Annotated in this window: 14 protein-coding genes; 5 read left to right on the top strand and 9 right to left on the bottom strand. The window is 64.9% G+C overall.

Translation table 11 applies throughout. From position 1 onward, the window contains the following. Positions 1 to 100: 100 nt before the first annotated feature. The 3 genes from O3299_RS09945 to O3299_RS09935 all read left to right on the top strand — a co-directional run bounded on the left by O3299_RS09945 (position 101) and on the right by O3299_RS09935 (position 10,683). On the top strand, positions 101 to 2,368 hold the full coding sequence (locus O3299_RS09945) for a carboxy terminal-processing peptidase (RefSeq protein ID WP_289897495.1): 2,268 nt from the start codon (positions 101 to 103) through the stop codon (positions 2,366 to 2,368). A gap of 526 nt (positions 2,369 to 2,894) precedes the next feature. Next, positions 2,895 to 4,562: a ShlB/FhaC/HecB family hemolysin secretion/activation protein gene (locus tag O3299_RS09940; protein ID WP_305062209.1), complete on the top strand. Its 1,668-nt coding sequence runs from the start codon at positions 2,895 to 2,897 to the stop codon at positions 4,560 to 4,562. A gap of 34 nt (positions 4,563 to 4,596) precedes the next feature. Then, entirely contained in the window at positions 4,597 to 10,683 is a 6,087-nt protein-coding gene (locus O3299_RS09935) for a YDG domain-containing protein (protein ID WP_305062208.1), read from the top strand. A 24-nt stretch (positions 10,684 to 10,707) separates the two neighbouring features. On the opposite strand, the gene O3299_RS09930 is transcribed toward O3299_RS09935, so the two are convergent. Further along, on the bottom strand, positions 10,708 to 11,649 hold the full coding sequence (locus O3299_RS09930; protein ID WP_305062207.1) for a LysR family transcriptional regulator: 942 nt from the start codon (positions 11,647 to 11,649) through the stop codon (positions 10,708 to 10,710). Between the two features lie 114 nt (positions 11,650 to 11,763). On the opposite strand from O3299_RS09930, the gene O3299_RS09925 reads away from it, so the two are divergent. Then, positions 11,764 to 12,978, top strand: coding sequence for an MFS transporter (locus O3299_RS09925; protein WP_099667476.1), 1,215 nt, complete (start codon positions 11,764 to 11,766; stop codon positions 12,976 to 12,978). A gap of 163 nt (positions 12,979 to 13,141) precedes the next feature. Here O3299_RS09925 and O3299_RS09920 read toward each other — a convergent pair whose 3' ends face one another. After that, positions 13,142 to 13,825, bottom strand: coding sequence for a pentapeptide repeat-containing protein (locus tag O3299_RS09920; RefSeq protein WP_305062206.1), 684 nt, complete (start codon positions 13,823 to 13,825; stop codon positions 13,142 to 13,144). 307 nt (positions 13,826 to 14,132) lie between these two features. On the opposite strand from O3299_RS09920, the gene alaC reads away from it, so the two are divergent. After that, positions 14,133 to 15,350, top strand: coding sequence for an alanine transaminase (gene alaC / locus O3299_RS09915; RefSeq protein ID WP_305059089.1), 1,218 nt, complete (start codon positions 14,133 to 14,135; stop codon positions 15,348 to 15,350). Between the two features lie 185 nt (positions 15,351 to 15,535). Here alaC and glpK read toward each other — a convergent pair whose 3' ends face one another. The 7 genes from glpK to O3299_RS09880 form a co-directional block, all read right to left on the bottom strand. Beyond that, the gene (glpK, locus tag O3299_RS09910; protein ID WP_305062205.1) at positions 15,536 to 17,026 is read right to left on the bottom strand and encodes a glycerol kinase GlpK; all 1,491 of its coding nucleotides are present in this window, start codon (positions 17,024 to 17,026) and stop codon (positions 15,536 to 15,538) included. Beyond that, positions 17,023 to 18,582, bottom strand: a complete 1,560-nt coding sequence (glpD, locus tag O3299_RS09905; RefSeq protein ID WP_305062204.1) for a glycerol-3-phosphate dehydrogenase — start codon at positions 18,580 to 18,582, stop codon at positions 17,023 to 17,025. The genes glpK and glpD overlap by 4 nt, the downstream gene beginning before the upstream one ends. 47 nt (positions 18,583 to 18,629) lie before the next feature. Continuing rightward, positions 18,630 to 19,391 carry a TSUP family transporter gene (locus O3299_RS09900; protein ID WP_305062203.1) on the bottom strand — a complete coding sequence of 254 codons (762 nt, stop codon included), beginning with the start codon at positions 19,389 to 19,391 and terminating at the stop codon, positions 18,630 to 18,632. Positions 19,392 to 19,398: 7 nt separating this feature from the next. Next, the gene (locus tag O3299_RS09895; RefSeq protein WP_305062202.1) at positions 19,399 to 21,420 is read right to left on the bottom strand and encodes an alpha-glucosidase; all 2,022 of its coding nucleotides are present in this window, start codon (positions 21,418 to 21,420) and stop codon (positions 19,399 to 19,401) included. A gap of 82 nt (positions 21,421 to 21,502) precedes the next feature. Continuing rightward, a complete protein-coding gene (locus tag O3299_RS09890; RefSeq protein WP_305052381.1) occupies positions 21,503 to 22,900 on the bottom strand; it encodes a porin in 1,398 nt (465 codons plus the stop codon). 65 nt (positions 22,901 to 22,965) lie between these two features. Further along, on the bottom strand, positions 22,966 to 24,420 hold the full coding sequence (locus O3299_RS09885; protein WP_305062201.1) for an NAD-dependent succinate-semialdehyde dehydrogenase: 1,455 nt from the start codon (positions 24,418 to 24,420) through the stop codon (positions 22,966 to 22,968). A 23-nt stretch (positions 24,421 to 24,443) separates the two neighbouring features. Then, positions 24,444 to 25,232, bottom strand: coding sequence for an SDR family NAD(P)-dependent oxidoreductase (locus tag O3299_RS09880; protein WP_092605534.1), 789 nt, complete (start codon positions 25,230 to 25,232; stop codon positions 24,444 to 24,446). Between the last annotated feature and the right edge of the window lie 22 nt (positions 25,233 to 25,254).

The raw sequence follows: 25,254 nt of genomic DNA, 5'->3' as shown, positions 1-25,254 counted from the left end.
AATATGCAGACCAGTCGTGTATTCCCCTTACTGTCTTGCTGGCTGGCGCATGCCTATCTGCGCCGCCTGGAATTGATTCAACTAATTTTCGGAGAAGCCGATGAAGAAGCAAATGATGCTGGTCACCCTGGTGCTTGCCCTGTCAGCCCACGCTGGCGCAGCCCAGACGGACAAGAGCGCCGCTCCTCCGCTACCCATGAAGCCGCTGGCCCAGCAAACGCAGGCCGCCTTGTGGGCATCGCGCGTATTGACACGCGTCCATTACAAGGCCATGCCGCTCGACGACGCCATGTCGGAGAAAATCTTCGATCGCTACTTCAAGTCCCTGGACGCGGAAAAACTGTTTTTCGTGCAAGCCGACGTCGACCGTTTCGCGCCGCTGCGCACCAAGCTCGATGACGCCATCATCAATGAAGACTTGACGGCGCCGTTTGCCATCTACAACCTGTACCAGCAGCGTTTCGACGAGCGCATGGCGTATGCGCGTGAATTGCTGAAAACCAAGTTCGACTTCACGGCCGACGAGAGTTACCAGCTCGACCGCGAAAAGGCTGCCTGGCCGAAGAATGACGAGGAAGTGCGCGACCTGTGGCGCAAGCGCGTCAAGAACGACTGGCTGCGCCTGAAACTGGCGGGCAAGGAAGACAAGGCCATCCGCGAGACCCTGGACAAGCGCTATGAAAGCTACACGACCCGTTCGCGCAAGCTCAACAGCGAAGACGTGTTCCAGATTTTCATGAATTCGTATGCCATGTCGATCGAGCCGCATACCAATTACCTGGGCCCGCGCGCGTCGGACAACTTCGACATCGCCATGCGGCTGTCGCTCGAAGGCATCGGCGCCGTGCTGCAGACGCGCGACGAATACACGGTGGTGCGCGAAGTCGTGCCGGGCAGCCCGGCCGGCCTGTCGGGCAAGCTGAAAGTGGGCGACCGCATCGTCGGCGTGGGGCAGGGCGAAAGCGGCCCCATCACCGAAGTGCTGGGCATGCGCATCGACGACGTGGTGCAGCTGATCCGCGGCGCCAAGGATTCCGTGGTGCGCCTCGACATCCTGCCGGCCGACGCCGGCCCGGACGCCAAGCACGTGGTCTTGCCGCTGGTGCGCAAGAAAATCAGCATGGAAGAGCAGGCGGCGAAGAAATCGATCATCGAAGTGCGCGACAACGGCGTCAAGCGCCGCATCGGCGTCATTTCCCTGCCGACGTTCTACCAGGACTTCGAAGCGCGCCGCCGCGGCGACAAGGACTTCAAAAGCGCCACGCGCGACGTCAGCCGCTTGCTGGCCGAGTTGAAGAAAGACAAGGTCGACAACGTCCTGATCGACTTGCGCAACAACGGCGGCGGTTCGCTGAACGAAGCCGTCGAACTGACGGGCCTGTTCATCGACAAGGGCCCTGTCGTGATGCAGCGCAATGCCGAAGGCAAGGTCGAAGTGGAAAGCGATACGAATGCCGGCCTGGCCTGGGATGGCCCGATGGGCGTGCTGATCAACCGCGGCTCGGCTTCCGCTTCCGAGATTTTCGCCGCCGCCGTGCAGGACTATGGCCGTGGCGTCATCATCGGCGAAGGCAGCTTCGGCAAGGGCACGGTGCAGACCTTGTTCAACCTTGACCGTTTCGGCGGCAGCGAGAAAGCCCGTTTCGGCGAGCTGAAAATGACCATCGCCCAGTTCTTCCGCATCAATGGCGGCACCACGCAGTTGCGCGGCGTCACGCCAGACATCAAGCTGCCAGCCATGTCGGACGCGGAAAACTTCGGCGAGTCGAGCTATGACAATGCCCTGCCATGGGTCGCGATCAAGCCGGCGTCCTACATACCGACGGGCGACCTGAAGGAGATCGTGCCGCTGCTGGACAAGAAACATGATGCGCGCGTGGCCAAGGACAAGGATTTCCAGTACTTGCTCGATGACATAGCTCTCGTCGTCAAGCAGCGCAAGGAAAATCAGATTTCGCTCAATGAAACCGTGCGCCGCAAGGAGCGCGATGCCCAGGAAGCGCGCGCCAAGGCCCGTGAAAAACGCCTGATCGCGCAGATTTCGAACCCTGCCGACGACCTGGTGGTGATTCCGGATCCGAAAGACGTGCTGAAGGGCGCGAAAGCGGCCAACAAGACGGCCAAGCAGATCGCCGCCGTGAAGGGCGCCTTGCGCACGGACGACGGCTTGCAGGGTGACGAACGGGCGCTGAGTGCCGAACTGGACGCTGAAACGGCCGCGAAGAGCGCCAAGGACGTGCTGCTGAACGAAGCAGCGCGCATCCTGGCCGACGAAGTGGCGCTGATCAAGGCCGATAGCCGCATGGCGTCGAAGGTCTTGCCATATGGCGCGGACAGCAAGGCGACGCCGGTGACGGCAGCGAAATAAGGCTTGTGGTCGCGTAAGAAGCCGGTTCCTTGCGGAGCCGGCTTTTTTTGCGCCATCAGTTATCTGTCTGGCGTATTTCTATCATTCCAACAATCAATTGGATTGATATGCCGCGACGCAGCATAATGCACCCGTCTCCTCTATTCTCCTCCAAGAAAATAGATTCAGCCCGCTCCCGCAGCGGGCTTTTTTTTGTCTTGCTTTTTGCGTGGTGCCCGCCGCGTTTCCTCAAGTCTGTCCTCCGCATGCCGCTGCAAGCCTTTAATCCCGACTGAATTTGTCGGGAATCGCTCAGATTTGCTCCGTTATACATTTTCCATTCTTGTTATATTCCCACAAAGAAATTTTCTTTGGCTTTCTGTAATGGCAGCGCGGTCTAGCGCGGCAGCAAAGCGCGTTATCCGCCACGCAGTGCGCTGTCCCATGGCTGCCTGCGCCTGATGCATAGCGCCCGATGCCGGCACCGCATGCTTTTTCCTTCTTTATTCATTCCGTCATGCCGCCAGCGGCGACCGAGAGGCTTATCTTGCGTTGTAAACTTCTTCCCCTGACCCTGCTGCCCTTGCTGGCGCTGATACAGACCGCCTGGGCCGTCGATCCTCCTGGCGCCGGCAGCCAGCTGCAGCAGATTCCCGTGGCGCCCTCGCTGCCGAAAGCGCCGCCCGCCATCCGCGTGCAGCAGGGCAATGTGCCCGCCACCACGGTGGGCGACACGACACGCATCGCCGTGCAGCGCCTGCAGGTCGCGGCGCCGCCAGTCTTCACCGAGAGCGAACTGGTGGCCGCCTCGGGATTTACTGCGGGAAGCGAGCTGACCCTGGGCGAATTGCGCGCCATGGCGTCCAACATCGCCAGCTATTACCAGAACCGCGGCTATTTCCTCGCGCAAGCCTATCTGCCCGCGCAAGATATCAAGGATGGCGTCGTCACGATCAGCGTGTTGCCAGGCCAGTATGGCCAGGTGCAACTGCGCAACCAGAGCAATCTGTCCGACGGGCTGGCCGGCACCGTGCTGGCGGGCCTGGACGGGCAGGTGATCGCCACGGCGCCGCTGGAACGCCGCTTGCTGCTGCTGTCGGACTTGCCGGGCGTGCAGGTCAGCTCGACGCTGGCGCCGGGGGCGTCCTTGGGCGCGTCCGACCTGATCGTCGACGTGCAGCCGGGCTCGCGCTTCAACGGCAGCATCGACCTGGACAACCAGGGCAACCGTTACACGGGCCGCAACCGCATCGGCGCCACCCTGAACATCAATGAACTGGCCGGCATCGGCGACGTGGCCACCGTGCGCGCGTTCACCTCGGCCGACGGCCTGAACTATGGCCGCCTGGCCTACCAGGGGCAGGCGGGCTTGCTGCGCCTGGGCGGCGCCTACACCTATATGGACTACAAGCTGGGCAAGGAATTTGCCGTGCTCGACGCCAAGGGCACGGCGAAGATCGCCAGCGCCTACGGCAGTTATCCGCTGATCCGTTCGCGCAGCAACAATCTGTATGCACAGGTCAGCTATGACGACAAGACCTTCCAGGACCGCACGGAGTCGACGGGCAGCGTCAACGACAAGAAGGCCAAGGTGTGGATGCTGAATCTGAATGGCGACAGCAAGGATGGCTGGGGCGGTGGCGGCGCCAGCACGTATTCGCTGACCTTTACCACGGGCAAGATCGATATCGGGACGCCGGCAACCTTGGCGCTTGACCGCGCGACGGTGAACAGCAATGGCCACTTCAACAAGCTGGCCTTCAATGGCGCGCGCGTGCAAAGCCTGGGCGGCGAGACGAGCTTGTTCGGCACCGTCAGCGGCCAGGCGGCGTCGAAAAACCTCGATGTGTCCGAAAAGATGGGCATCGGCGGCGTGGGCGGCGTGCGCGCCTATCCGGGCGGCGAAGCGTATGGCGACCAGGGCTATGTGCTGAATGTGGAGCTGCGCCAGAACGTGACGGCGTTCACGGCCTTTCCCGGCCAGCTGCAAGTGCTGGCGTTTGCCGACACGGGCACCGTCAAGCTGAACCGCGATGCCTGGAGCGCCGGCGAGAACCGCCGCACCCTGAGCGGCGCGGGCGTGGGCGTGACGTGGACGGGCGCCAACGCGCTCGTGCTGAAGGCGTATTACGCGCACAAGCTGGGCAATGCCAAGGCGACCTCGGCACCGGATGCGGCAGGACGCTTCTGGCTGCAAGCCGTCAAGTATTTCTAAATTACTACATCAATAAAAACATCAGGACACTGCCATGAACCGCATCTACCGCTCCATCTGGAACCAGGCCACCGGCGCTTACGCCGCCGTTTCCGAAAACGTCAAATCCGCCGGCAAGCGCTCGATGCCGGGCAGCAGCGGGGGCGGCGCGCATTTCGCCCTGACCGGCATGGCGGCGGCGCTGATGCTCGGTTATGGCTCCCTGGCCTTGGCGGGGCCGGCGGGCGGCACGGTGGTGGCGGGCCAGGCTTCCATCAATGGCGCGCCGGGCAATACCGTGATCCAGCAGGGCAGCCAGCACGCCGTCATCAACTGGACCAGTTTCAATATCGGCAAGGGCGAATCGGTGCAGTTCCAGCAGCCCAACAGCAATGCGGTGGCCCTGAACCGCGTGCTGGGCAGCGACGGCACGACCATCCTGGGCAAGCTGTCGGCCAACGGCAAGGTGTTTATTGTCAATCCGAACGGCGTGCTGTTCGGCCACGGCGCGTCCGTGAACACGGCCGGCCTGGTGGCCTCGACCCTGGATATCAGCAATGCCGACTTCATGGCGGGCAAGTACCAGTTTTCCGGCAATGGCAGCGGTAAAGTCTTGAACCAGGGCGACATCAGCGCGCCGGGCGGCTATGTGGCCTTGCTGGGCGCGAACGTATCGAACGAAGGCATGATCCAGGCGCGCCTGGGTTCGGTGGCCCTGGCGGCAGGTCGTGCCATCACGCTGGACGTGGCGGGCGATGGCTTGCTGAACGTGGCGGTGGACCGGGGCGCCGTGGGCGCGCTGGTGAATAACGGCGGCTTGATCCAGGCCGATGGCGGCAGCGTCGTCCTGACGGCGCAGGCGGCGGGCGACTTGCTGAAAACCGTCGTCAACAACACGGGCGTGATCGAGGCGCACAGCATCGACACGCGCGGCGGCACGATCAAGTTGCTGGGCGACATGCAAAGCGGCACGGTGAACGCGGCCGGCACCCTGGACGCCAGCGCGCCTGCGGGCGGCAATGGCGGCTTCATCGACACTTCGGCCGCGCACGTGAAGATCGACGATGCGCTGAAGGTGAGCACGGCCGCGACGAAGGGCGCGACGGGCATGTGGCTGATCGATCCGACCGATTTCACGATCGCGGCATCGGGCGGCAACCAGACCGGCGCGTTTTACAGCAATGCGCTCAAGTCCAGCAATGTCACCATTGCAACGGTCGCCAGCGGCGGAGCGGCAGGCGATATCCATGTCAACGACACGATCAGCTGGTCGGCCAACAAGCTGACCTTGACGGCGCACAATAATATCAATATCAATGCGCCGCTGCGCGGTGCCGGCACGGCCAGCCTCGCGCTCGAGTATGGCCAGCGCGGTGTCGCGGCCGGCAATTTGTCCACCTACAACGTGAAGGCGGAAGTGGACTTGCCATCGGGTAATAACTTCAGCACCAGGCAGGGCACGGATGGCGCAGTCATCAGCTATACGGTGATCAACAGCGTAGGTACTGCTGGCAGCCTGAGCGCAGCCGATTTGCAGGGCATGAATGCTAACCTGGGAGGCAACTATGCACTGGGCCGCCATATCGACGCCAGTGCCACGCTCAACTGGGGCGGTGGCACGGGCTTCGTGCCTATCGGTGGCACAGGCACGCCATTCACGGGCAGGCTTGACGGCCTTGGCCATGACGTCACGGGATTGTCCCTCACCCGGCTGACGGACTATGCCGATGTCGGCATGTTCGGCGCCATCGGCGCGTCGGGGGTGGTGCGCAACCTCAATCTGGTCAATACCCGGATACAGGCGCCGGAAGGCAAGTACGGGCAGATCCGGATGGGCATGCTGGCGGCAAGAAACGCGGGCTTGATCGATAACGTCAGTGCGTACGGCGAGCTGAAGCTGACAGGGTCGATTTATGCAGGGGGCCTGGTGGGCGTGAATAGCGGCGTGGTCAACAATAGCCGCAGCAGCGGCAGTATCGAACACACTCCCAATTACGGTGGCGGAGCTGCCGGGCTGGTTGCCCAAAATGAACGTGGCGGCAGCGTCAGCAACAGTAGCAGCAGCATGAAAGTGACCGTTGTCAAGGGCAGGGCCGGCGGGCTGGTGCTTGAAAACGCTGGCGCCATCGCGAAGAGCTTTGCCACGGGCGACGTCGCGGGCGATACCTTTACGGGCGGCCTGGCGGCATTCACGTCTGGCAATATCAGCGACAGCTATGCGACGGGCAGCGTGACCAGCAATTCCATCGCCGGGGGATTGGCTGGCCGCATGAGCGGGACGATCAGCAACAGCTATGCGACAGGCAATGTCTATTCTTCCGGCGATGCGCAGTCCGAGCAAGGCTTTGGGGGCCTCGTCGGTGACGTTTATGCGGGCAGGATCAGCAACAGCTATGCCACCGGCAGCGTCAATGCGGGCAACTATGCGGGCGGCATCGTCGGCCGGAACCAGGGGATTGTGGACAATGTCTATTCCGTCGGCGCGGTCAATGCGCAGCACGACAACCGGGGCGGCATCGTTGGCTACAATGATTCCAGCGGCAACGTGAGCAATGCCTATTACAACAGCAGCGCCAACCACGGCCTGACGGGCCTGGGCCAAGGCAATGGCAGAACGAGCAATATCGTCGGCTTGACGGACCTTGCGATGGGTGATCCTGCAAGTTATCCAACATTCAATTTCACGACGACGGCTGGCGCCACGGGCAACAATTGGGTGACGGTGGGATCGAACGGCGGCATGAACGGCAAGGGCGGCACGTTGCCGATGTTCAGCGGCGAGTACTCGACCACCATCAATTCCGCGCACCAGCTGCAGCTGATGGCGATGGACAAGGCGGCTGCCTATACCCTGGGCAGCAGCTTCAGCGCGGGGGCGACGGCCGGCGGCGATATCTGGGGCGGCAAAGGCTTCGTGCCTGTCGGTGACGCCGCGTCGCCGTTCACGGGGAGCCTCAATGGCGCCGGCCACATCATTTCCGACTTGCGCATTTTCCGGCAGGGGAGCGCTGCAATCGGCCTGATCGGCAGTCTCGGCAAAAATGGCAGTATCTCGGATCTGGGCTTGAGCGACGCCCGGATCACCGGCGGCAGCGATGTGGGCGCGCTCGCCGGCGCGAACGCGGGCAAAATCAGCGGCAGTTTCGTTACCGGCAATGTCACGGGCGATGCGCAGGTCGGCGCCCTCGTGGGCAGCAATACGGGTGAAATTGTCGACAGTTACGCGCTGGGCAGCGCGACGGGCGGCGTGAATGTGGGCGGCCTGGCTGGCGACAGCCGCGGCGGCAGCATCCGTAACAGCTATGCGGCCGTTGCCGTCAGCGGCGCAGCGGGGCTGGGCGGGCTGGCAGGCGGCGCCTCCGCCGCCGATGCCACGGGCAGTTACTGGGATACGCAGGTCAGCGGGCAGGCGGGCAGCCAGGGCGGCACGGGCTTGAGTTCGGCCGATTTGAAAAAACTGGCCAACTACAACGGCAGCAACGGCGCGGGCAGCCCGGCGTGGGACTTGAACAATACCTGGGTGATTTACGAAGGACAGAGCACGCCATTGCTGCGTTCCTTCCTGACGCCCCTGGTGGTGACGGTGTCGCATAGCAGCAAGGTCTATGATGGCCTCGCCAGCGATCCGGTCACCGTAAGCTATTCCAGGGTGGTCGATCCTTCCCTGCTGCAAGGCTCGTTGACATATGACAATGCGTCCGGTAGCCCGGTCAATGCCGGCAACTATGTGGTGCGGGCCAGCGGCGTGTATTCCACGGCCCAGAATGGCTACCTGATTAGCTATGTCGATGGCGGCGTGACCATTACGCCGCGCCAGATCAGTCTGAATGGCGTTTCGGCGGGCAACAAGGTGTATGACGGCAACACCTCTGCCGTGCTGGCTGGCGGCAGCCTCAGTGGCGTGCTGGGCGATGACGTGGCCAAGCTGAGCTTTTTGCTGTCCGGCTCGTATGCCAGCAAGAATGTCGGCAACAATCTCGCCATTACGGCCAGCGCCACGCTGGGCGGCAGTGCGGCCGGCAACTACACGCTGGCGCCAATCGGCGACTTCAGCGGCGCGATCACCAAGGCCACCATCAGCAGCGTGACGGGCATCAAGGCCGATGACAAGGTGTATGACGGTGGCCTGGGGGCCAGCCTGAGCGGCGCTTCGGCGGTCTTGCATGGCATGGTGAGCGGCGACAGTCTTGCCGTGGTCACTGCCAGAGGCAATTTCGCGGACAAGAATGCGGGCAGCGGCAAAACGGTGTATGTCAGCGATATCGTGCTGGCTGGCGCCGACAGCGGCAACTATACCCTGGCCGCCACGGACGCCGTCATCACGGGCACCATCCGGCCCAAGGCGCTGACGCTCGGCGGCGTCGCCGCGCAAGATAAAGTCTACGATGGCAATGCCGACGCGCGCGTGACGGGCGGCACATTGAGCGGTTTCGTCGGCTCGGAAAACGTGATCTTGTCTGGCCTGAGCGGCTATTTTTCGGACAAGAACGCCGGCAACGGCAAGGCCGTGACGGTGGGCGCCGTGCTGGCCAGCGATACGGGGCTGGCCAGCAACTACACGGTGGCCAACCCGGACGGCTTGACGGCCAGCATCACGCCCAAGGCCCTGACGGTGACGGGCGCGGCGGCGCTCGACAAGGTGTATGACGGCACGCGCCTGGCCAGCGTCAGCGGCGGCGTGCTGTCCGGCCTGGTTGAAGGCGAGCGCCTGGACATCGCCGGGATGGCGGCCAGCTTCGGCGACCAGAACGCGGGCAAGGCCAAGGTGGTGACGGTGACGGGCACGACCCTGGCCGACACGGCCAGCGGCTTGGCCGGCAACTACACGGTGGCCAACCCGGACGGCTTGACGGCCAGCATCACGCCCAAGGCCCTGACGGTAACGGGCGCGGTGGCGCTCGACAAGGTCTATGATGGCACGCGCCTGGCCAGCGTCAGCGGCGGCGTGCTGTCCGGCCTGGTCGAAGGCGAACGCCTGGACATCGCCGGGATGACGGCCAGCTTCGGCGACAAGAACGCGGGCAAGGCCAAGGCGGTGACGGTGACGGGCACGGCCCTGGCCGACACGGCCAGCGGCTTGGCCGGCAATTACACGGTGGCCGACCCGAACGGCCTGACGGCCAGCGTCACGCCCAAGGCCTTGACGGTGACGGGGGCGGCGGCGCTCGACAAGGTCTACGACGGCACGCGCCTGGCCAGCGTCAGCGGCGGTGTGCTGTCCGGCCTGGTCGAAGGCGAACGCCTGGGCGTGACCGGGATGACGGCCAGCTTCGGTGACAAGAACGCGGGCAAGGCCAAGGCGGTGACGGTGACGGGCACGACCCTGGCCGACACGGCCAGCGGCTTGGCCAGCAACTACACGGTGGCGAACCCGGGCGGCTTGACGGCCAGCATCACGCCGGCGGCGCTGACGGTGGGTATCACGGGTGTCAACAAGGTTTACGATGCGAGCGTCGCTGCCAGCGTGAACTGGCGCGACGACCGTCTTGCCGGCGACCAGCTGAGCATCAGCAGCAATGCTGCCCAGTTTGCCGACAAGAATGCGGGACAGGGCAAGACGGTACGCGTGGATGGCATACGCTTGAGCGGGCTGGACGCCGGCAATTATGTGGTCAACACGGCGGCGTCGGCGCGGGCCGATATTGCACAGGCGAAATTGACCGTGACGGTGAACAATGCCGAGAAAGACCAGGGGCGCCCTAATCCCGTCTTTGACGTCGGCTATGCGGGCTTGCTGGGGGGCGACAGCGTGGCATCGGAACTGCGCGGCGAATTGCTGTTCAGTACGGAGGCTGGCACGGGTTCGCCGGCCGGCAACTACAAGGTTGCCGCCGCAGGGCAGACGTCGAACAACTATGCGATCGGCTATGTGGCCGGCAGCTTGAAGGTGAAGCCGGCGGAAGCCTTGCGCAACGCGGTGACGGCAGCGGCCGCTTCCGTCGCCGCCGTGCCGTTGGCGGGCAATATGGTGGTTGCTGAACATGCCCATGGCGGCAAAGCGGCGGCCGCGCCAGCCGCGCCTGTCGTGGCCGGCGTGGCCGGCCCGGCATCCCGCCAGGTGCTGCCGGGCTTGCAATTGAGCGTGCTCGACGGCGGCATTCTGTTGCCGGCCGGCATGACCAGCGGCCCGGCCATGCCGTAACAGCAAGGGCCGTGCTTGCCCCGGCTAGCCGGCCCGTGCGGCAGCCGCCTTGGCAGGCGGCTGCAGATCCATATTGGCTTCGAACAGGGCCGTGATCCAGCCCGCAAACGCCTGCAGCTTGGGCGTGGCCAGCCGGCCTTGCGGCGTCAGCAGGGACATGGGCATCGGCGTCGGCGGGTGATCCGCCAGCACGGCCACCAGGGCGCCGCTGTCGAGGTGCACGCGCACCTGGTACACGGCCGCCTGCGCCAGTCCCAGCCCTTGCAGCGCGCAAGCGACGCTGGCGTCGGCATCGTTGACGGCGATGGGACCGGCCATCTGTACGCGCACCACCTCCTTGCCTTGCAGGAAATCCCAGTCGAAGGCGCGTCCCGTGCGGCCCGAGTAATGCATGATGCCCCGGTGCGCGGCCAGGTCGGTCAGGGTGTGCGGCGTGCCGTGCCGCGCCAGGTAGGCGGGTGAGGCGCACGTGACGAAGCGCATCAGGCCGACCTGTTTGCCGATGAAGGCGGAATCCTGCAAGGTGCCCACGCGCAAGGCGCAATCGATGCCTTCCTGCGTCAGGTCGACCAGGCGGTCAGTCAGGCTCAGCTGCAGTTGCACGTCCGGCCAGGCGGCGTGGAATTGCGCGATATGGGGCATGACGAGGCGCCGGCCCACCGTGTTGGGCAGGTTGATGCGCAGCAAGCCACGGGGTTTTTTCGCGTCCGGACCGCGGAACGCCAGTTCCGCCGTGTCGACGGCTTTCAAAATATCGAGGCAATGGCGGAAATACTCGGCCCCTTCCGGCGTCAGGGACAAACGGCGCGTGGTGCGCTGCAGCAGTTGCGTGCCCAGGTAGGCTTCCAGCTTTTGCAGGGTGGCCGTCAGCGCGGCGCGCGGCAAATTCAAGGTTTCGGCCGCCTTGGAAAAACTGTTGGCTTCGACGATGCGCACAAAGGTCTGCATGGCCTTGATCTTGTCCATGGGATAGCTTTCATTGTTCATATTATGTGAAAAGTGTAGGGCGATTATGCCCTAATTATCTTTGCCCCGGTTTTGCCTAGAATGGCCACATCCCTACCGAACCGAGGAAACAACATGAACAAGGCCTCACCTTCCGCTCCCCACGACATTGCGCCCGCCATGGTGCTGCTGCTGGCCATCGCTTCCGGCCTGATCGTCGCCAATCTGTATTATGCGCAAACCCTCGTCGGGCCCATCAGCGCCTCCACGGGCCTGTCGGCCAAGGCGGCCGGGCTGATCGTCACCCTGACGCAAGTGGGGTACACGCTGGGCCTGCTGTTTGTCGTGCCGCTGGGCGACTTGCTGGAAAACCGCCGCCTGATCGTCACGGCCTTGCTGGTGACGGCCACGGCCCTCGTGGTGGCGGCCCTCTCCACGGGCGCCATCGTGTTCCTGGCAGCCGCGCTGGCCATCGGTCTCGGGTCCGTGGCGGCGCAAGTGATCGTGCCGTTTGCCGCCCACCTGTCGCAGGAAGCGACGCGGGGCCAGACGGTGGGCAAGGTGGTCAGCGGCCTGTTGCTGGGCATCATGCTGGCCCGTCCCGTGGCCTCGCTGGTGGCGGCCCATGCGAGCTGGCACGTGGTGTTTGGCGGCGCCGCCGTGCTGATGGTCTTGCTGGCGCTGGTGCTGCGCCGCGCCTTGCCCGTGCGCCAGCCCGTGTCGAGCATGCGCTATCCGGCCTTGATGGCCTCGCTGTGGCATTTGCTGCTGGGCACGCCCGTGCTGCGCCGCCGCGCCGCCTATCATGCGGGCCTGTTCGGCGCCTTCAGCCTGTTCTGGACCGTCACGCCGCTGGTGCTGTCCAGCCCCGCGTTCGGCCTGTCGCAAACGGGCATCGCCATCTTCGCCCTGGTGGGCATGGCGGGCGCCGTCGCTTCACCCATCGCCGGTCGTCTGGCCGATGCGGGCCACACCTTGCCCGCCACGGCCGCCGCGCTGGCGCTGGGCGTCGTCGCCTTTGCCTTGCCGATGCTGGCGCCCGAGTCGAAACACGTGGCGCTGGGCTTGCTGGTGGTCGCTTCCATCGTGCTCGACATGGGCGTGGCCGCCAACCTGGTGCTGGGCCAGCGCGCCATCTTCAGCCTGGGCGCGGAAGTGCGCGGCCGCCTGAACGGCCTGTATTTCGCCCTGTTCTTCGCCGGCGGCGCAGCCGGCTCGGCCATCGGCGCCTGGGTGTATGCCAGCTATGGCTGGCAAGCAACTTTGCTGACCGGCATGGCGTTTCCGGGCCTGGCCCTGCTGGTATGGCTGGGAGAATTTCTGCCGCTGGCCGCGCGCCGCACGGCTTGAAACCCTGATGGCGGCTCGTTATCACTAGCGGCTATTTCTATCATCATGAAGATAAAGTGGCGTGATATGCCGCGATGCCGCAAGATGCACTTGTCTCCTCTATCTCCTCCAAGGAAATAGATTCAGCCCGCTTCCGTAGCGGGCTTTTTTTTGTCTTTGCAGATTAAATCACCACCAGATCGAGCGCGCGCATGAAGTTCGCTGCCTGCGCATGCGTGATGACGGCGCCTTTCAGCAAGGACGCTTCGCTCAATTTGAACCCGTCGATATCGGCGCCGCGCAAGTCCGCGCCCTGGAACTTCGCCAGTTTGATGGTGGCGTTGCGCAGGCTGCCACCCTCAAAGACGGCGTCGCGGAAGTCGCAGCCGGCCAGGTAGGCGTCGGAAAAGTCCAGCTGCTTGAGTATCGCCTTGCGGAACGAAAAGCCGCGCAAGTCGGCGCCCACCAGCAGGCTGTCTTCGAAGGTGAGGCCCAGGTGGGCCACTTCCTCGAACGAGGCGCCCGTCAGCTTGCAGCCGCGGTAGGTGGCCGAGGCGAGCTTGGCGCGCCGCCATTTTGTGTTGTTCAGGTCGCAGCCTTCGAAACTGGCGTCGACGGCATCGACGGATTCGAAATCGGCGCTGCCCGCGCGGCAGCGGCGCCAGATGCTGCGTGCCAGCTTGCTGGCGAATAAATTGGTGTCGGCAAAAGTGCAGCGCTCGAAGGTACAGCCCTGCAAATCGAGGCGCGACAAGTCTTCGCCGTCGAACGCGCAATCGATGAAGTGGCGCACGGGCAGGGCCAACTGCTGCTCGATGCCGGCGCGGTCCAGGGTCATGTTGCTTACTGCGGTGTCGTGTGTTGCCATCCGTTTTTATTCCTAATCAAAGCAGGGGAGGGATGGCGCGGCGGAAAATGCACGAACCAGAACACCTCCCCGGCTGGTGTAACAGCCAAGGGTCAGCGCCGTGGGTCCGCGTGGGCGGGAGCATGCCGGACGGTGCCGGGCACTTACCGGGTTACCAACCGGTGCGCTCATTTTCGATCAGCGCGTATTGTAGCTTGTCCGAATCGGCCTTGCCAGTTCTTGCGAAGCCGGGTTAGTATCGTTGCAGGCGCAGCCACTGCGCCAACGTCGCTCGGACGGATCCGGGCGCTTACGTACAGAGATAACCATGACCGACAGCCAAGCTCCGCGCAGCTTTTCGCGCATCAATCGTCTTCCCCCCTACGTTTTCAATATCACCGCCGAACTCAAGATGGCCGCGCGCCGCCGTGGCGAGGATATCATCGACATGTCGATGGGCAATCCCGATGGCGCCACGCCGGCCCACATCGTGGACAAGCTGGTCGAGACGGTGAAACGCCCCGACACGCACGGCTATTCCGCCTCCAAGGGCATTCCGCGGCTGCGCCGCGCGATTGCCCACTGGTACAAGAAGCGCTACGAGGTCGACATCGACCCGGACAGCGAAGCCATCGTCACCATCGGCTCGAAAGAGGGCCTGGCGCACCTGATGCTGGCGACGCTGGACCGTGGCGACACGGTGCTGGTGCCCAATCCCAGCTACCCGATCCACATCTGGGGCGCCGTCATCGCGGGCGCCGATATCCGCTCCGTGCGCATGGGGCCGGGCGTGGATTTCTTTGCCGAACTGGAACGGGCCATCCGCGAAAGCTACCCGAAACCGAAGATGATGGTGCTGGGCTTCCCGTCCAACCCCACGGCGCAATGCGTGGAGCTGGAGTTTTTTGAACGGGTCGTCGCGCTGGCGAAACAGCACAATATCCTGGTGGTGCATGACCTGGCGTATGCCGACATCACTTTCGATGGCTGGAAGGCGCCGTCCATCATGCAGGTGCCGGGCGCGCGAGACGTGGCCGTGGAATTCTTTACCATGTCGAAAAGCTACAACATGGCGGGCTGGCGCATCGGCTTCATGGTCGGCAATGCGGAACTGGTGGCGGCCTTGGCGCGCATCAAGAGCTACCACGACTACGGCAGTTTCACGCCAGTGCAAGTGGCGGCCATCGCCGCGCTGGAAGGCGATCAAAGTTGCGTGACGGACATCTGCGCCCAGTACCAGCGCCGCCGCGACGTGCTGGTGAAAGGCTTGCATGAGGCGGGCTGGATGGTGGAAAAACCGAAGGCTTCGATGTATATCTGGGCGCATATCCCGCAAGCCTACCGCCACCTGGGTTCGCTGGAATTTGCCAAGCTGCTGCTGCAAAAAGCCAAGGTGAGCGTGTCGCCCGGCATCGGTTTCGGCGAATACGGCGATGAATACGTGCGCTTCGCCCTGATCGAAAACGAGGCGCGCGTCCGGCAAGCCTTGCGCGGCATCAAGAATATGTTGCGTTCCGGCGACGCAAAAACGGAAACGGCCACGTAAAAGTTGCCGTATGGAATTGTCTGTTGCCCCTAATATCACTGCTGCGTATTTCTGACATCACGAATATAAAGTGGTTTTATATGCTGCAACGCGGCATCATTCATTTGTCTCCTCTATCTCCTCCAAGGAAATAGATTCAGCCCGCTCCCGCAGCGGGCTTTTTTTTTGCCTGTCATTCCGCGCGGCTATGCGTCGCCGGCACCCGTAAACCGCCGCACCGCCACCTCCCACTGCTGCATCAGGCTGGCCGCCTGGTCGCGGCCGATGGTGGGCAAGAACGTCCTGTCGGCGCGCCAGTGGGATGCCAGCTCGTCGACGCCACGGTACTGGCCGATGGCCAGGCCCGCCAGGCAGGCCGCGCCCAGGGCCGTCGTTTCGATCACTTGCGGGCGCACGACGGGGATGCCCAGCAAGTCGGCCTGGAATTGCAGCAGCAGGTTGTTGGCGCAGGCGCCGCCGTCCACGCGCAGCTCGGTGATGGGCGCTTGCGCGTCGCGCGTCATCGCGCCCAGCAGGGCGGCGCTCTGGAAGGCGATCGCTTCGAGCGCCGCGCGGGCGATGTGGCCCACCGTGCTGCCCCGGCTCAGGCCCAGGATGGCGCCTTTCGCCGAGGGCACCCAGTACGGTGCGCCCAGGCCTGTAAACGAGGGCACGAAGACCACGCCGCCCGAATCGGGCACGGAGGCGGCCAGGCCTTCCGCTTCGCCCGCGTGGCCGATGGCGCCCAGGCCGTCGCGCAGCCACTGCACCACGGCGCCGCCGATGAAGACGCTGCCTTCGAGCGCATACGCGGGCTGCGCGCCCACCTGGCAGGCGGCCGTGCTGATCAATCCATGCTGCGATTGCGCGCACTGTTCGCCCGTGTTGAGCAGCAAGAAGCAGCCGGTGCCATAGGTATTCTTGGCCATGCCCGGCGTAAAACAGGTCTGGCCGAACAGCGCCGCCTGCTGGTCGCCGGCGATGCCGCCGATGATGACGGGGCTGCCCAGCACCGCCGCATCCGTTTCGCCATACACGTGGCTCGAAGGGTGGACGGACGGCAGCAGGCTGGCTGGGATGCCCAGCCAGTCGAGCAGCTGGGCATCCCAGCAGCCTTCATGCAGGTTCCACAACATGGTGCGCGAAGCGTTGGTGACGTCGCTCACATGCAGGCGGCCGCCCGTCATCTGCCATGCCAGCCAGGTATCGATGGTGCCGAAGGCCAGTTCGCCGCGCATGGCGCGCGCGCGGACGCCGGGCACGGCGTCGAGTATCCAGCGCAGCTTGGTGCCGGAAAAATACGGGTCGAGCACCAGGCCCGTCTTCGCATGGATGGCGCCGGCCAGGCCCCGCGCGCGCAAGTCCTCGCACTGGGCTTCCGTGCGGCGGTCTTGCCAGACGATGGCGTTGTAGACGGGTTCGCCCGTGGCGCGGTCCCATACCACCGTCGTTTCGCGCTGGTTGGTGATGCCCAGCGCACCGAGGGCGTCGGCCTGCAAGCCCGTCTTGGCCAGCACTTCGCGGCAGGTAGCCACCTGGCTGTGCCAGATTTCCATGGGATCGTGCTCGATCCAGCCCGGCTGCGGGAAGAGCTGGCGAAATTCGCGCTGCGCCACGGCGACGATGGCGCCCGTTTCATCGAAGACCATGCTGCGCGAGCTGGAGGTGCCCTGGTCGAGGGCCAGCAAATACGTCATGCCGCCACCTCTTGCGCCGGATGGGCGGCCAGCCACTGCTGCAGGCGCGCCACGTCGGCCGGCGCGCAGCGCAAACCCAGTTTGCTGCGGCGCCACAGGATGTCGTCGCTGCTCCTGGCCCATTCCACCTCGACCAGATAGCACGCTTCGGCCTCGTACAGGCCGGGCGCCAGTTGCGCACCCAGGTCGGCCATCGACGTGGCGCCCGTCAGCAGGCGCGCGGCGCGGCTGCCATAGGCGCGCGCATAGCGGCGCGCCAGCGCGGGCGGCAGCCAGGCGTGGTCGCGCTGGAAGCGCGCGAGGAAACCGTCGAAATCATGGCTGTCCACGAGTTGATTCACCTGCTGCAGGTCGCCACCGGGCAGGGGCGCGTGGGCCGTCCAGGCCGGAGAAGCATTGTCCAGCAGAGGCGCCAGCAGGCCCAGCGCCTCTTCGGCCAGCTTGCGGTAGGTGGTGATCTTGCCGCCCCAGATATTGAGCAGGGGCGCGCCCGTCGCCGCTGCGCCGCGCGCCACTTCCAGCAGGTAGTCGCGCGTGACGGCCGACGCGTTCTGCGCGCTGTCGTCGAGCAGGGGGCGCACGCCCGAATACGTCCACACGACGTCGGCGGGGCCGATCTCGCGCTTGAAATAGCGGTTCGCCGCCTGGCACAGGTAATCGATCTCCGCCTGGCTGATCTTCACCTGGCTCACGTCCCCCTTGTATTCCTCGTCGGTGGTGCCGATCAGGGTAAAGTCATCCTGGTAGGGGATGGCGAAGATGATGCGCTGGTCCGGGTTCTGGAAGATGTAGGCGTTCGGGTGCTCGAACAGGCGCGGCACGATGATGTGGCTGCCCTTGATCAGGCGCAACCCCTGCGTCTTGCCGCCGCCGGCCGTGCCGGCAAATTGCGCCGTCCACGGTCCCGCCGCGTTGACGATGGCGCGCGCGCGCAAGCTCTTGCGCTGGCCCCCCTCGGCTTGCAGGGTGGCGTGCCAGGCGTCGCCGTCGCGGCGCGCGTCGACGCAGGCCGTGCGCGTGAGGATGTGCGCGCCGTGTTCCTGCGCGTCGAGCGCGTTGAGCACCACCAGGCGCGCATCGTCGACCCAGCCGTCGGAATACACGAAGCCCTTGCGGTAGCCGGCCTTCAGCGGCGCGCCTGCCGCGTGCTTGTCCAGCGCGATGCCTTGCGAGGCGGGCAGGAAGGCCCGTTTGGCCAGGTGGTCGTACAGGAACAGGCCCGCGCGTATCATCCAGGCGGGGCGCTGGGCGGCATCGTGCGGCATGACGAAGCGCATCGGCCACATGATGTGCGGCGCGGCGCGCAGCAGCACTTCGCGTTCCTGCAGCGCCTTGCGCACCAGCTTGAATTCATAGTATTCGAGGTAGCGCAGGCCGCCGTGTATCAGCTTGGTGGAGGCGGACGAGGTGTGCTGCGCCAGGTCGTGCTGTTCGCACAGCACCACGCGCAAGCCGCGGCCGGCCGCGTCGCGCGCGATGCCGGCGCCATTGATGCCGCCGCCGACGACCAGCAGGTCGCAGTCGGCGGGCAGGGAGGAAAAGCGGGAAGCGGACATGGAAGGTTCGTCTCGTAAAAAAGGGTAAACAGTGAAAAGGCGCCGCCTCAGGCGGCCAGGGCCAGCACGGGCGGCAGCACCAGGGCCAGGCCGGCGACCAGCAGCAGCACGAAGACGGCGCGGCGCACGTGTTCGATGGGCAGGCGTGAAGGGTGGCGGCGCGCCAGCCACGTCAGCCCCGTCACCAGCGGTAAGGCTTCCAGGGTCAGCCACAGTGCCGTCAGGCTGAACTGGCCATGCGCCAGCACGAGGGCCAGGCGCAGCACGGCATTCGCGGCAAACAGCACGATCAGCGAATGGCGGATCATGTCGGCCGGCCATGGCTGGCGGTACAGGTGGTACACCATGGGAGGGCCGGCGCTGGCGAACAGGCCGCCCATCACGCCGGACACGCCGCTGAAAAACAGGAAGGCGGGCAGGCCGGATTGCCGCCGGCGCGCGCTGGCGCGCAGCACCAGCATGAATGCGCAGACGACGATGGCGCAGCCGAGCAGGAAGCGCAGCAGGGTCACCTGTTGCGCGCTGAACCAGCCCAGCAGGGCCACGCCCGCGCCCACGCCCAGCAGGCTGACGGCCAGCGAAGGGCCGAACACGGGCCAGGCCAGCTGCGGGCGCGTGCGGCCAAAGGTGATGGCCGCATTCACCAGCACCAGCACGCTGACGACGTTGGCCACGTCGCCCAGGCTGGCCAGGTGCAGCACGGCCGTCAGGCCCAGCAGGATCAGGCCGAAAGCAAAGCCCGTCAAGTTCTGCGCGACGCTGGCCAGCGCCACGCAGGCCAGGAACAGCAGATGCGACGCCACGCTCATGCCAGGCTCATTTCGCCAGCGACAGGAAGAAATCCTGCTGTGCGCAACCGCGCCGCACGAAGACGGGCGGCTGGCCCAGGGGCGCGTCGACTTCCACGCGCTGGCCGCCTTCGAAGACGGCGCCGCTCCACAGGTGGATCCAGGCGTCGCCCTGCGGCAGGTAGGCGCTCCAGCGCGCAGCGCCCGCCGCATGCACGGGCGCCACCAGCAGGTCGGGGCCGAACAGGTACTGGTCCTGGATGGCGTAGGTGGCGCGGTCATGTTCATAGTGCAGGAACAGGGGGCGCTGCAGCGGCAGGCCGCGCGCCACGGCATCTTCGGCCAGCGCGCGGATGGTGGGCGCCAGCGCCACGTGCAGCCGTGTCATGCGGGCGAAGTGCTGGAACACCTGTTCATCCTGGTAAAACTGGAAGTTTTCGTCCGGGCGGTTGCCTTCGTGCGTGCGCATCATCGATGTGAATACGGCCATCTCCGTCCAGCGCTGGAACAGTTCGGCCGTGCGCAGGTTGCCGAACAGGCTCGTATAGCCGCCGATGTCGCTGTGGTGGTAGGCGTTGCCCAGGAGGCCGGACGACAGGGCGCCGCAGATCACCGTCTGCAAGCCGTCGTGGCGGCTGAAGTCGACCGACTGGTCGCCGGCCCACAGCAGCGGGCAGTGCGTTTGCACGCCCGTGTAGCCGGCGCGCATGAAGAAGGTGGCCTCGCCCGTCTTGCCGGCTGCTTCGATGGCGCGCGCATTGACTTCGGCCCACAGGGTTGGCCAGGCGTTGTGCATCAGGCGCGCATCGACGCCATTGTGCAGGCGCAGGTCGATCGGCAGGTATTCGCCGAAATCGGCCATCCAGCCGGACAGGCCGAAATCGAGCATTTCCTGGCGCAGGATGCGTTCCTCGAACCATTGCGCGGCGGCCGGGTTGGTGAAGTCGACGACGCCGCAATCGAATTCGCCGAAGTCCACCAGGTAGGCGTCGCCATCAATGGCCGTGGCCAAAAAGCCCTGCTGCAGCGCTTCCTGGTACAGGGTGCCGTCGTTGCACAAATACGGATTGACGTAGCCGAGGAAGCGGATGTCCTGTCTGGCCAGGTCGGCGATCCAGTTTTTCAGGTCGGGATAGCGCTGCGGCTGCCAGCGCCAGTCCCAGAACAAACGCTTGCCGAACGAGGTCTGGCGCAAGCCCACCCAGTCTTCGCACCACAGGGCGCTGACGGGCAAGCCGTGTTCCTGCGCCTGCGCGAGGATGGCGCGGGCATGCTCTTCGCCGCCTTTCAGGCCCAGCATGGCGCCATTTTGCAGCCAGGCGGGCAATTGCGGCTGGCGGCCGAAGCGTTGCGAGACCACGCCCACCAGGTCGACGAAGGAGTCGGCCAGCATGAATTCCAGGCGCTCGGGCATGGCCCAGAATTGCAGCTCGTGGAAGTCCGGTTGGCGGAAATCGAAGTCCGCATACGCCGTCGTCTCGGCATGCAGGCAGTAGCGCTGCGACGAGATGAAGCTCGGTTGCGGATAATTCGTGTGATAGTAGTCGCCGCCCGATTTCGACGTCACGTCCGCTTGCCACGTCAAATGGGTCGACTTGTCGCGGCCCACGCCCGGCTCGGACGTCCACAGGGGGAAGTGGCGGCCGCGCAGGTTGAAGTACGACATTTGCTCGCCGCAGCCCCACACATGCTCGTCCTGTTCTGCTGGCAGGCGCAGCCACAGCCGGTTCCAGCCCGGCGCCGCGTAGCGCACCACCAGGTGCACGCCATGCGGCGCCGCTTGCACGGCCAGCACCAGCTGCGGCGTGTCGCCCGCATGGCGCGCGAAGCTCAGGGTGGCGCCGTCGCCGTCCTGCGTGACGGCCAGCGTGCGCAGGGCGCTGCGCTCTTCGACGTAATCTTCGATGGCGAAGTTACCGCGGTACATTTCCATGCTTTCGCGGCCCTGGCCGACGAACACGCATGGCGCATCGGCGCCGTGGCGCAGCAGCAAGCGGCCGGCGCAGCGCAGGGCGACGCTGTCATTTTCCTGGTGTAGTGTGTACTGCATGACGATCAACTCCTGTGAAAACCGGCCGCCCGCATGGTGGGTGTGGGGCGGGCCGGCGGTGCATCAACAAATAAGCACTAAATTAAAAGACGAGGAACATGCCGGCGGTCAGCTCGACGGGGCTGTAGCCGAAGTAGTTATTGTCCCCCCGGAACTGCAATACGCCCAGCTTGGCATGGCTGTTGTTGGCGATGCGCGTGGCGTACGCGTAGAACGACAGGGTCGGCTGGAAGTTGTACAGGTAGCCCAGCGAGTAGGCCGTCGACGTGGGCTTGCCCACGCCATCGCCCGTGTTGGTGCCGAAAGCGCCTTTGGCGTTGGCGCCGTCATAGCTGATGTGCGCAAGGCTGCCCTCGATGCGGTGCTTGCCGAGGTCGTAGGCGCCCGAGACGCCGAAGGCGTCGGCCGCATAGCCGCCCGCGTTCGACACGCGGTAGGAGGTGTAGGAGCCGCCCAAGGTAAAATCGTTCCACTTGTAGCGCGCGCCGACGATGTCCGTGACCTGGTTGCGCTTGAGGAAGTTCGGCGTGCCCCCCGTGCTGATGTCGTTGCTTTGCAGGTAATCCATGTGCGCATAGCCGAGGAACAGGTCGCCCTTCTTGTACAGCACGTTGGCGGCCCAGCTGCGGCCATCGTTTTCCAGGTCGGTGGCGGAAGATGCCTGCTGGCCGGCCGAATACGACACTTCCGCCGAGATGTTGTTCCAAGTGGGGCTGCGGTAGCGCAGCGCATTGCCGTAGAACAAGGCCGTGCCCGAGTTGTTGCCGGCCAAACTCGTCGTCTTGCTGGCGTTGTTTGTCACGGGATCCTTCAGGTAGCGGCCCAGGGATTCGGGACGCGTGAGCGAGAACAGGGCGCTGAAGTCGTTGGCGCCGTAATTGTGCGCCGAGGCCAGGTCGGCGCCCAGCGAGACCCAGAACGGCGCCATGTACATGGTGCCGCCTTCGATCGAGCCCCAGGTGGTCGAGGCAAAGCCGACGGTGGAACCCCGGTTGAACAGCACGGACGAGGTGGTGTTGTTTTGCGTGCCGCCGCCCGCATTGCCGTTGAACAAGTTCAAGCCCGTCTCGACGCCGAAGATGGCCTTGTACTCGTCGCTGAAGACCCAGGCGCCCGTGAGGCCCAGGCGGCTGGCCATCTCGCCCTGGTTCAGGCGGTGATTGGTCAGCTGGCGCCCGCTGGCATCCTTGCCGCGCGACACCGTATAGCCGATGTCGCCACGGCCGTACAGTTTCCAGTTGAAGCCGGTGGCGGGCTGCATGGGGGCCGCCGCCGACGTTGCCGGTGCGGCTGCCATCGCCGCCGGTGCGGGTTGCGCCGCTTTCGCTTCCATCTGCGCCACCCTGTCCTGCAACTGCGCCAGCATGGCCTTCATGTCGCTGAGTTCGTCAGCGCGAGCGTTAGCGCTAACAAATGGCGCCGTGAGAAGCACGCCGGTGATGGCCGCGGCCAGGGTGGTCTTGCGGAATGTCGTTTGCATGATCTTGTCTCCTGTGTTTTTTATGAGTATGGTTGCTGATCCCTGCCTTGCTTACATTGAAATAATCAAATTCCTCCCATGCACAAGTATTTGATATCGAGGAAGTCGTCCATGCCGTAATGCGAGCCTTCGCGGCCCATGCCCGAATGCTTGACGCCGCCGAACGGCGCCATTTCATTGGCGATCATGCCCGTGTTGATGCCGACCATGCCCACTTCCAGTTCTTCCGCCACGCGCCAGACTCTGCCCAGGTCGCGGCTGTAGAAATAGCCGGCCAGGCCGAACTGCGTGGCGTTGGCCATGGCGACGACTTCCTCTTCGCTGCCGAAGCGGAACAGCGGCGCCAGCGGGGCGAAGGTTTCCTCGGTGGCCACCAGCATGTCGCTGTTCGCTTCCAGCATCACGCTGGGCTCGAAAAAGCTGCCGCCCAGCGCGTGGCGCTTGCCGCCGATGGCCAGCTTGCCGCCCTTGGCCAGCGCGTCGGCGATGTGCTGCTCGATCTTGCGCACGGCGTTTTCATCGATCAGCGGGCCTTGCGTGACGCCCGCGTCCAGGCCATTGCCCAGTTTCAGTTCGGCCACCTTGGCCACCAGGCGGGCGGCGAAGTCGTCGTAGATGCTGTCCTGCACGTAGATGCGGTTGGCGCAGACGCAGGTCTGGCCGCTGTTGCGGTATTTCGACATCAGCACGCCTTCGACGGCCGCGTCGATGTCGGCATCTTCGAAAACGATGAAGGGCGCGTTGCCGCCCAATTCCAGCGACAGCTTCTTGATCGTGCCGGCCGCCTCGCGCGACAGCCAGGCGCCCACTTCGGTCGACCCCGTAAACGTGATCTTGCGCACCAGGTCGTTGTGGCACAGTTCCGTGCCGATGGCCTGCGCCGCGCCCGTCACTACATTGAAGACGCCAGGCGGCACGCCGGCCCGCAGCGCCAGTTCGCCCAGGGCCAGGGCCGACAGCGGCGTTTGCGACGCCGGCTTCAAGACCATGCTGCAGCCGGCCGCCAGGGCGGGACCGGCCTTGCGCGTGATCATGCCGTTCGGGAAATTCCACGGCGTGATGGCCGCGCACACGCCAATCGGCTGCTTGATGACGACGATGCGCTTGTCATTCGACGGCGGCGCGATCACGTCGCCATATGCGCGCTTGCCTTCCTCGGCAAACCATTCCAGGTAGGCCGCGTTCGAGACGATCTCGCCCTTGGCTTCGGCCAGCGACTTGCCTTGCTCGCTGGTGAGTATCAGCGCCAGGTCGTCCGCGTGCTGCAAAATCAAGGCATGCCAGGCGCGCAGCACCGTGGCGCGCGCCTTGACGGTCTGCTTGCGCCACAGCCGGAAGGCCGCATGCGAGGCGGCGATGGCGCGCCGCGTCTCGGCCGCGCCCATGCGCGGCACGGTGGCGATCACTTCGCCCGTGGCGGGATTGGTGACGGCGATGGTGGCGCCGTCATCGGCGTCGCACCAGGCGCCGTCGATCAGGCATTGCTGTTTCAACAGGCTTGCGTCTTGCAGGTTCAACATGAGGGTTCTCCTTGAATGGGGGCTTAGCCAGCTACAGATACTTGCGCGAGGCCGGCATCGACGATGATGTTCTGTCCCGTGATGCCGTCCGAATCGTCGGCCGCCAGGAACAGGGCCGTGCGCGCCACGTGGCCCGCGTCGAGCCGGTATTTCAGGCATTGCAGTTCGATGAAGCGGCGGTCTTCTTCCGGGTCGCGCCACAGCGCGGCCTGGCGGTCCGTGGCGATGGCGCCCGGCGCGATGGCGTTGACGCGGATATTCTGTTCGCCCAGCTCGCGCGCCAGGGTGCGCGACAGGCCCGCGATGCCCGCCTTGGACGTGGTGTAGCCGACCAGGTTGGGGCGCCCGCGCATCCACGAGATCGAGCCCAGGTTGATGATGGAACCGCCGCCGGCGGCCGCCATGCCGGGCGCTACCTGCTGGATGGCGAACACGTGGTGCTTGAGGTTCAGTGCCAGGCAGTTGTCCCAGTATTCGGGCGTCAGTTCGGCCAGCGAATGGCGGTCGTCGCGGCCCGCGTTATTGAGCAGCACGCGGATGGCGCCGAAGCGCGCCTCGACGTCGGCCAGACTGGCCTGGTAGGCGGCGATGTCGCGGATGTCGCTATAGACAAAATAGGGTGCGTGCCGGCACAGGGGCGCCAGGCGTGCGGCCAGGGCGGCGCTGGCGTCGCCATCGATGTCGCAAAAAGCCACTTGCGCGCCTTGCAGGGCGAAGTGTTCGACCAGCGCAGCGCCGATGCCGGAGCCGCCGCCGGAGACGAAGACCACGCGGTCCTGCAGGCTGGGGTAGAGAGTGATGTTGGCGTTCATGCTGTCCTCAGGGTGAAGATCC

Source organism: Janthinobacterium sp. SUN176 (genome assembly GCF_030587335.1).
GTDB classification, from domain to species: domain Bacteria; phylum Pseudomonadota; class Gammaproteobacteria; order Burkholderiales; family Burkholderiaceae_D; genus Janthinobacterium; species Janthinobacterium kumbetense.
The sequence above is the reverse complement of the archived record's forward strand: the minus strand, read 5'-3'. Positions and strand labels throughout refer to the sequence as shown.

Bases quoted from the DNA above. Each gene is read 5' to 3' on its own strand.
- O3299_RS09945 (WP_289897495.1), top strand. From the start codon at position 101: ATGAAGAAGCAAATGATGCTGGTCACCCTGGTGCTTGCCCTGTCAGCC.
- O3299_RS09935 (WP_305062208.1), top strand. From the start codon at position 4,597: ATGAACCGCATCTACCGCTCCATCTGGAACCAGGCCACCGGCGCTTAC.
- O3299_RS09930 (WP_305062207.1), bottom strand. From the start codon at position 11,649: ATGGACAAGATCAAGGCCATGCAGACCTTTGTGCGCATCGTCGAAGCC.
- O3299_RS09925 (WP_099667476.1), top strand. From the start codon at position 11,764: ATGAACAAGGCCTCACCTTCCGCTCCCCACGACATTGCGCCCGCCATG.
- O3299_RS09920 (WP_305062206.1), bottom strand. From the start codon at position 13,825: ATGGCAACACACGACACCGCAGTAAGCAACATGACCCTGGACCGCGCC.
- alaC (WP_305059089.1), top strand. From the start codon at position 14,133: ATGACCGACAGCCAAGCTCCGCGCAGCTTTTCGCGCATCAATCGTCTT.
- glpK (WP_305062205.1), bottom strand. From the start codon at position 17,026: ATGACGTATTTGCTGGCCCTCGACCAGGGCACCTCCAGCTCGCGCAGC.
- glpD (WP_305062204.1), bottom strand. From the start codon at position 18,582: ATGTCCGCTTCCCGCTTTTCCTCCCTGCCCGCCGACTGCGACCTGCTG.
- O3299_RS09900 (WP_305062203.1), bottom strand. From the start codon at position 19,391: ATGAGCGTGGCGTCGCATCTGCTGTTCCTGGCCTGCGTGGCGCTGGCC.
- O3299_RS09895 (WP_305062202.1), bottom strand. From the start codon at position 21,420: ATGCAGTACACACTACACCAGGAAAATGACAGCGTCGCCCTGCGCTGC.
- O3299_RS09890 (WP_305052381.1), bottom strand. From the start codon at position 22,900: ATGCAAACGACATTCCGCAAGACCACCCTGGCCGCGGCCATCACCGGC.
- O3299_RS09885 (WP_305062201.1), bottom strand. From the start codon at position 24,420: ATGTTGAACCTGCAAGACGCAAGCCTGTTGAAACAGCAATGCCTGATC.
- O3299_RS09880 (WP_092605534.1), bottom strand. From the start codon at position 25,232: ATGAACGCCAACATCACTCTCTACCCCAGCCTGCAGGACCGCGTGGTC.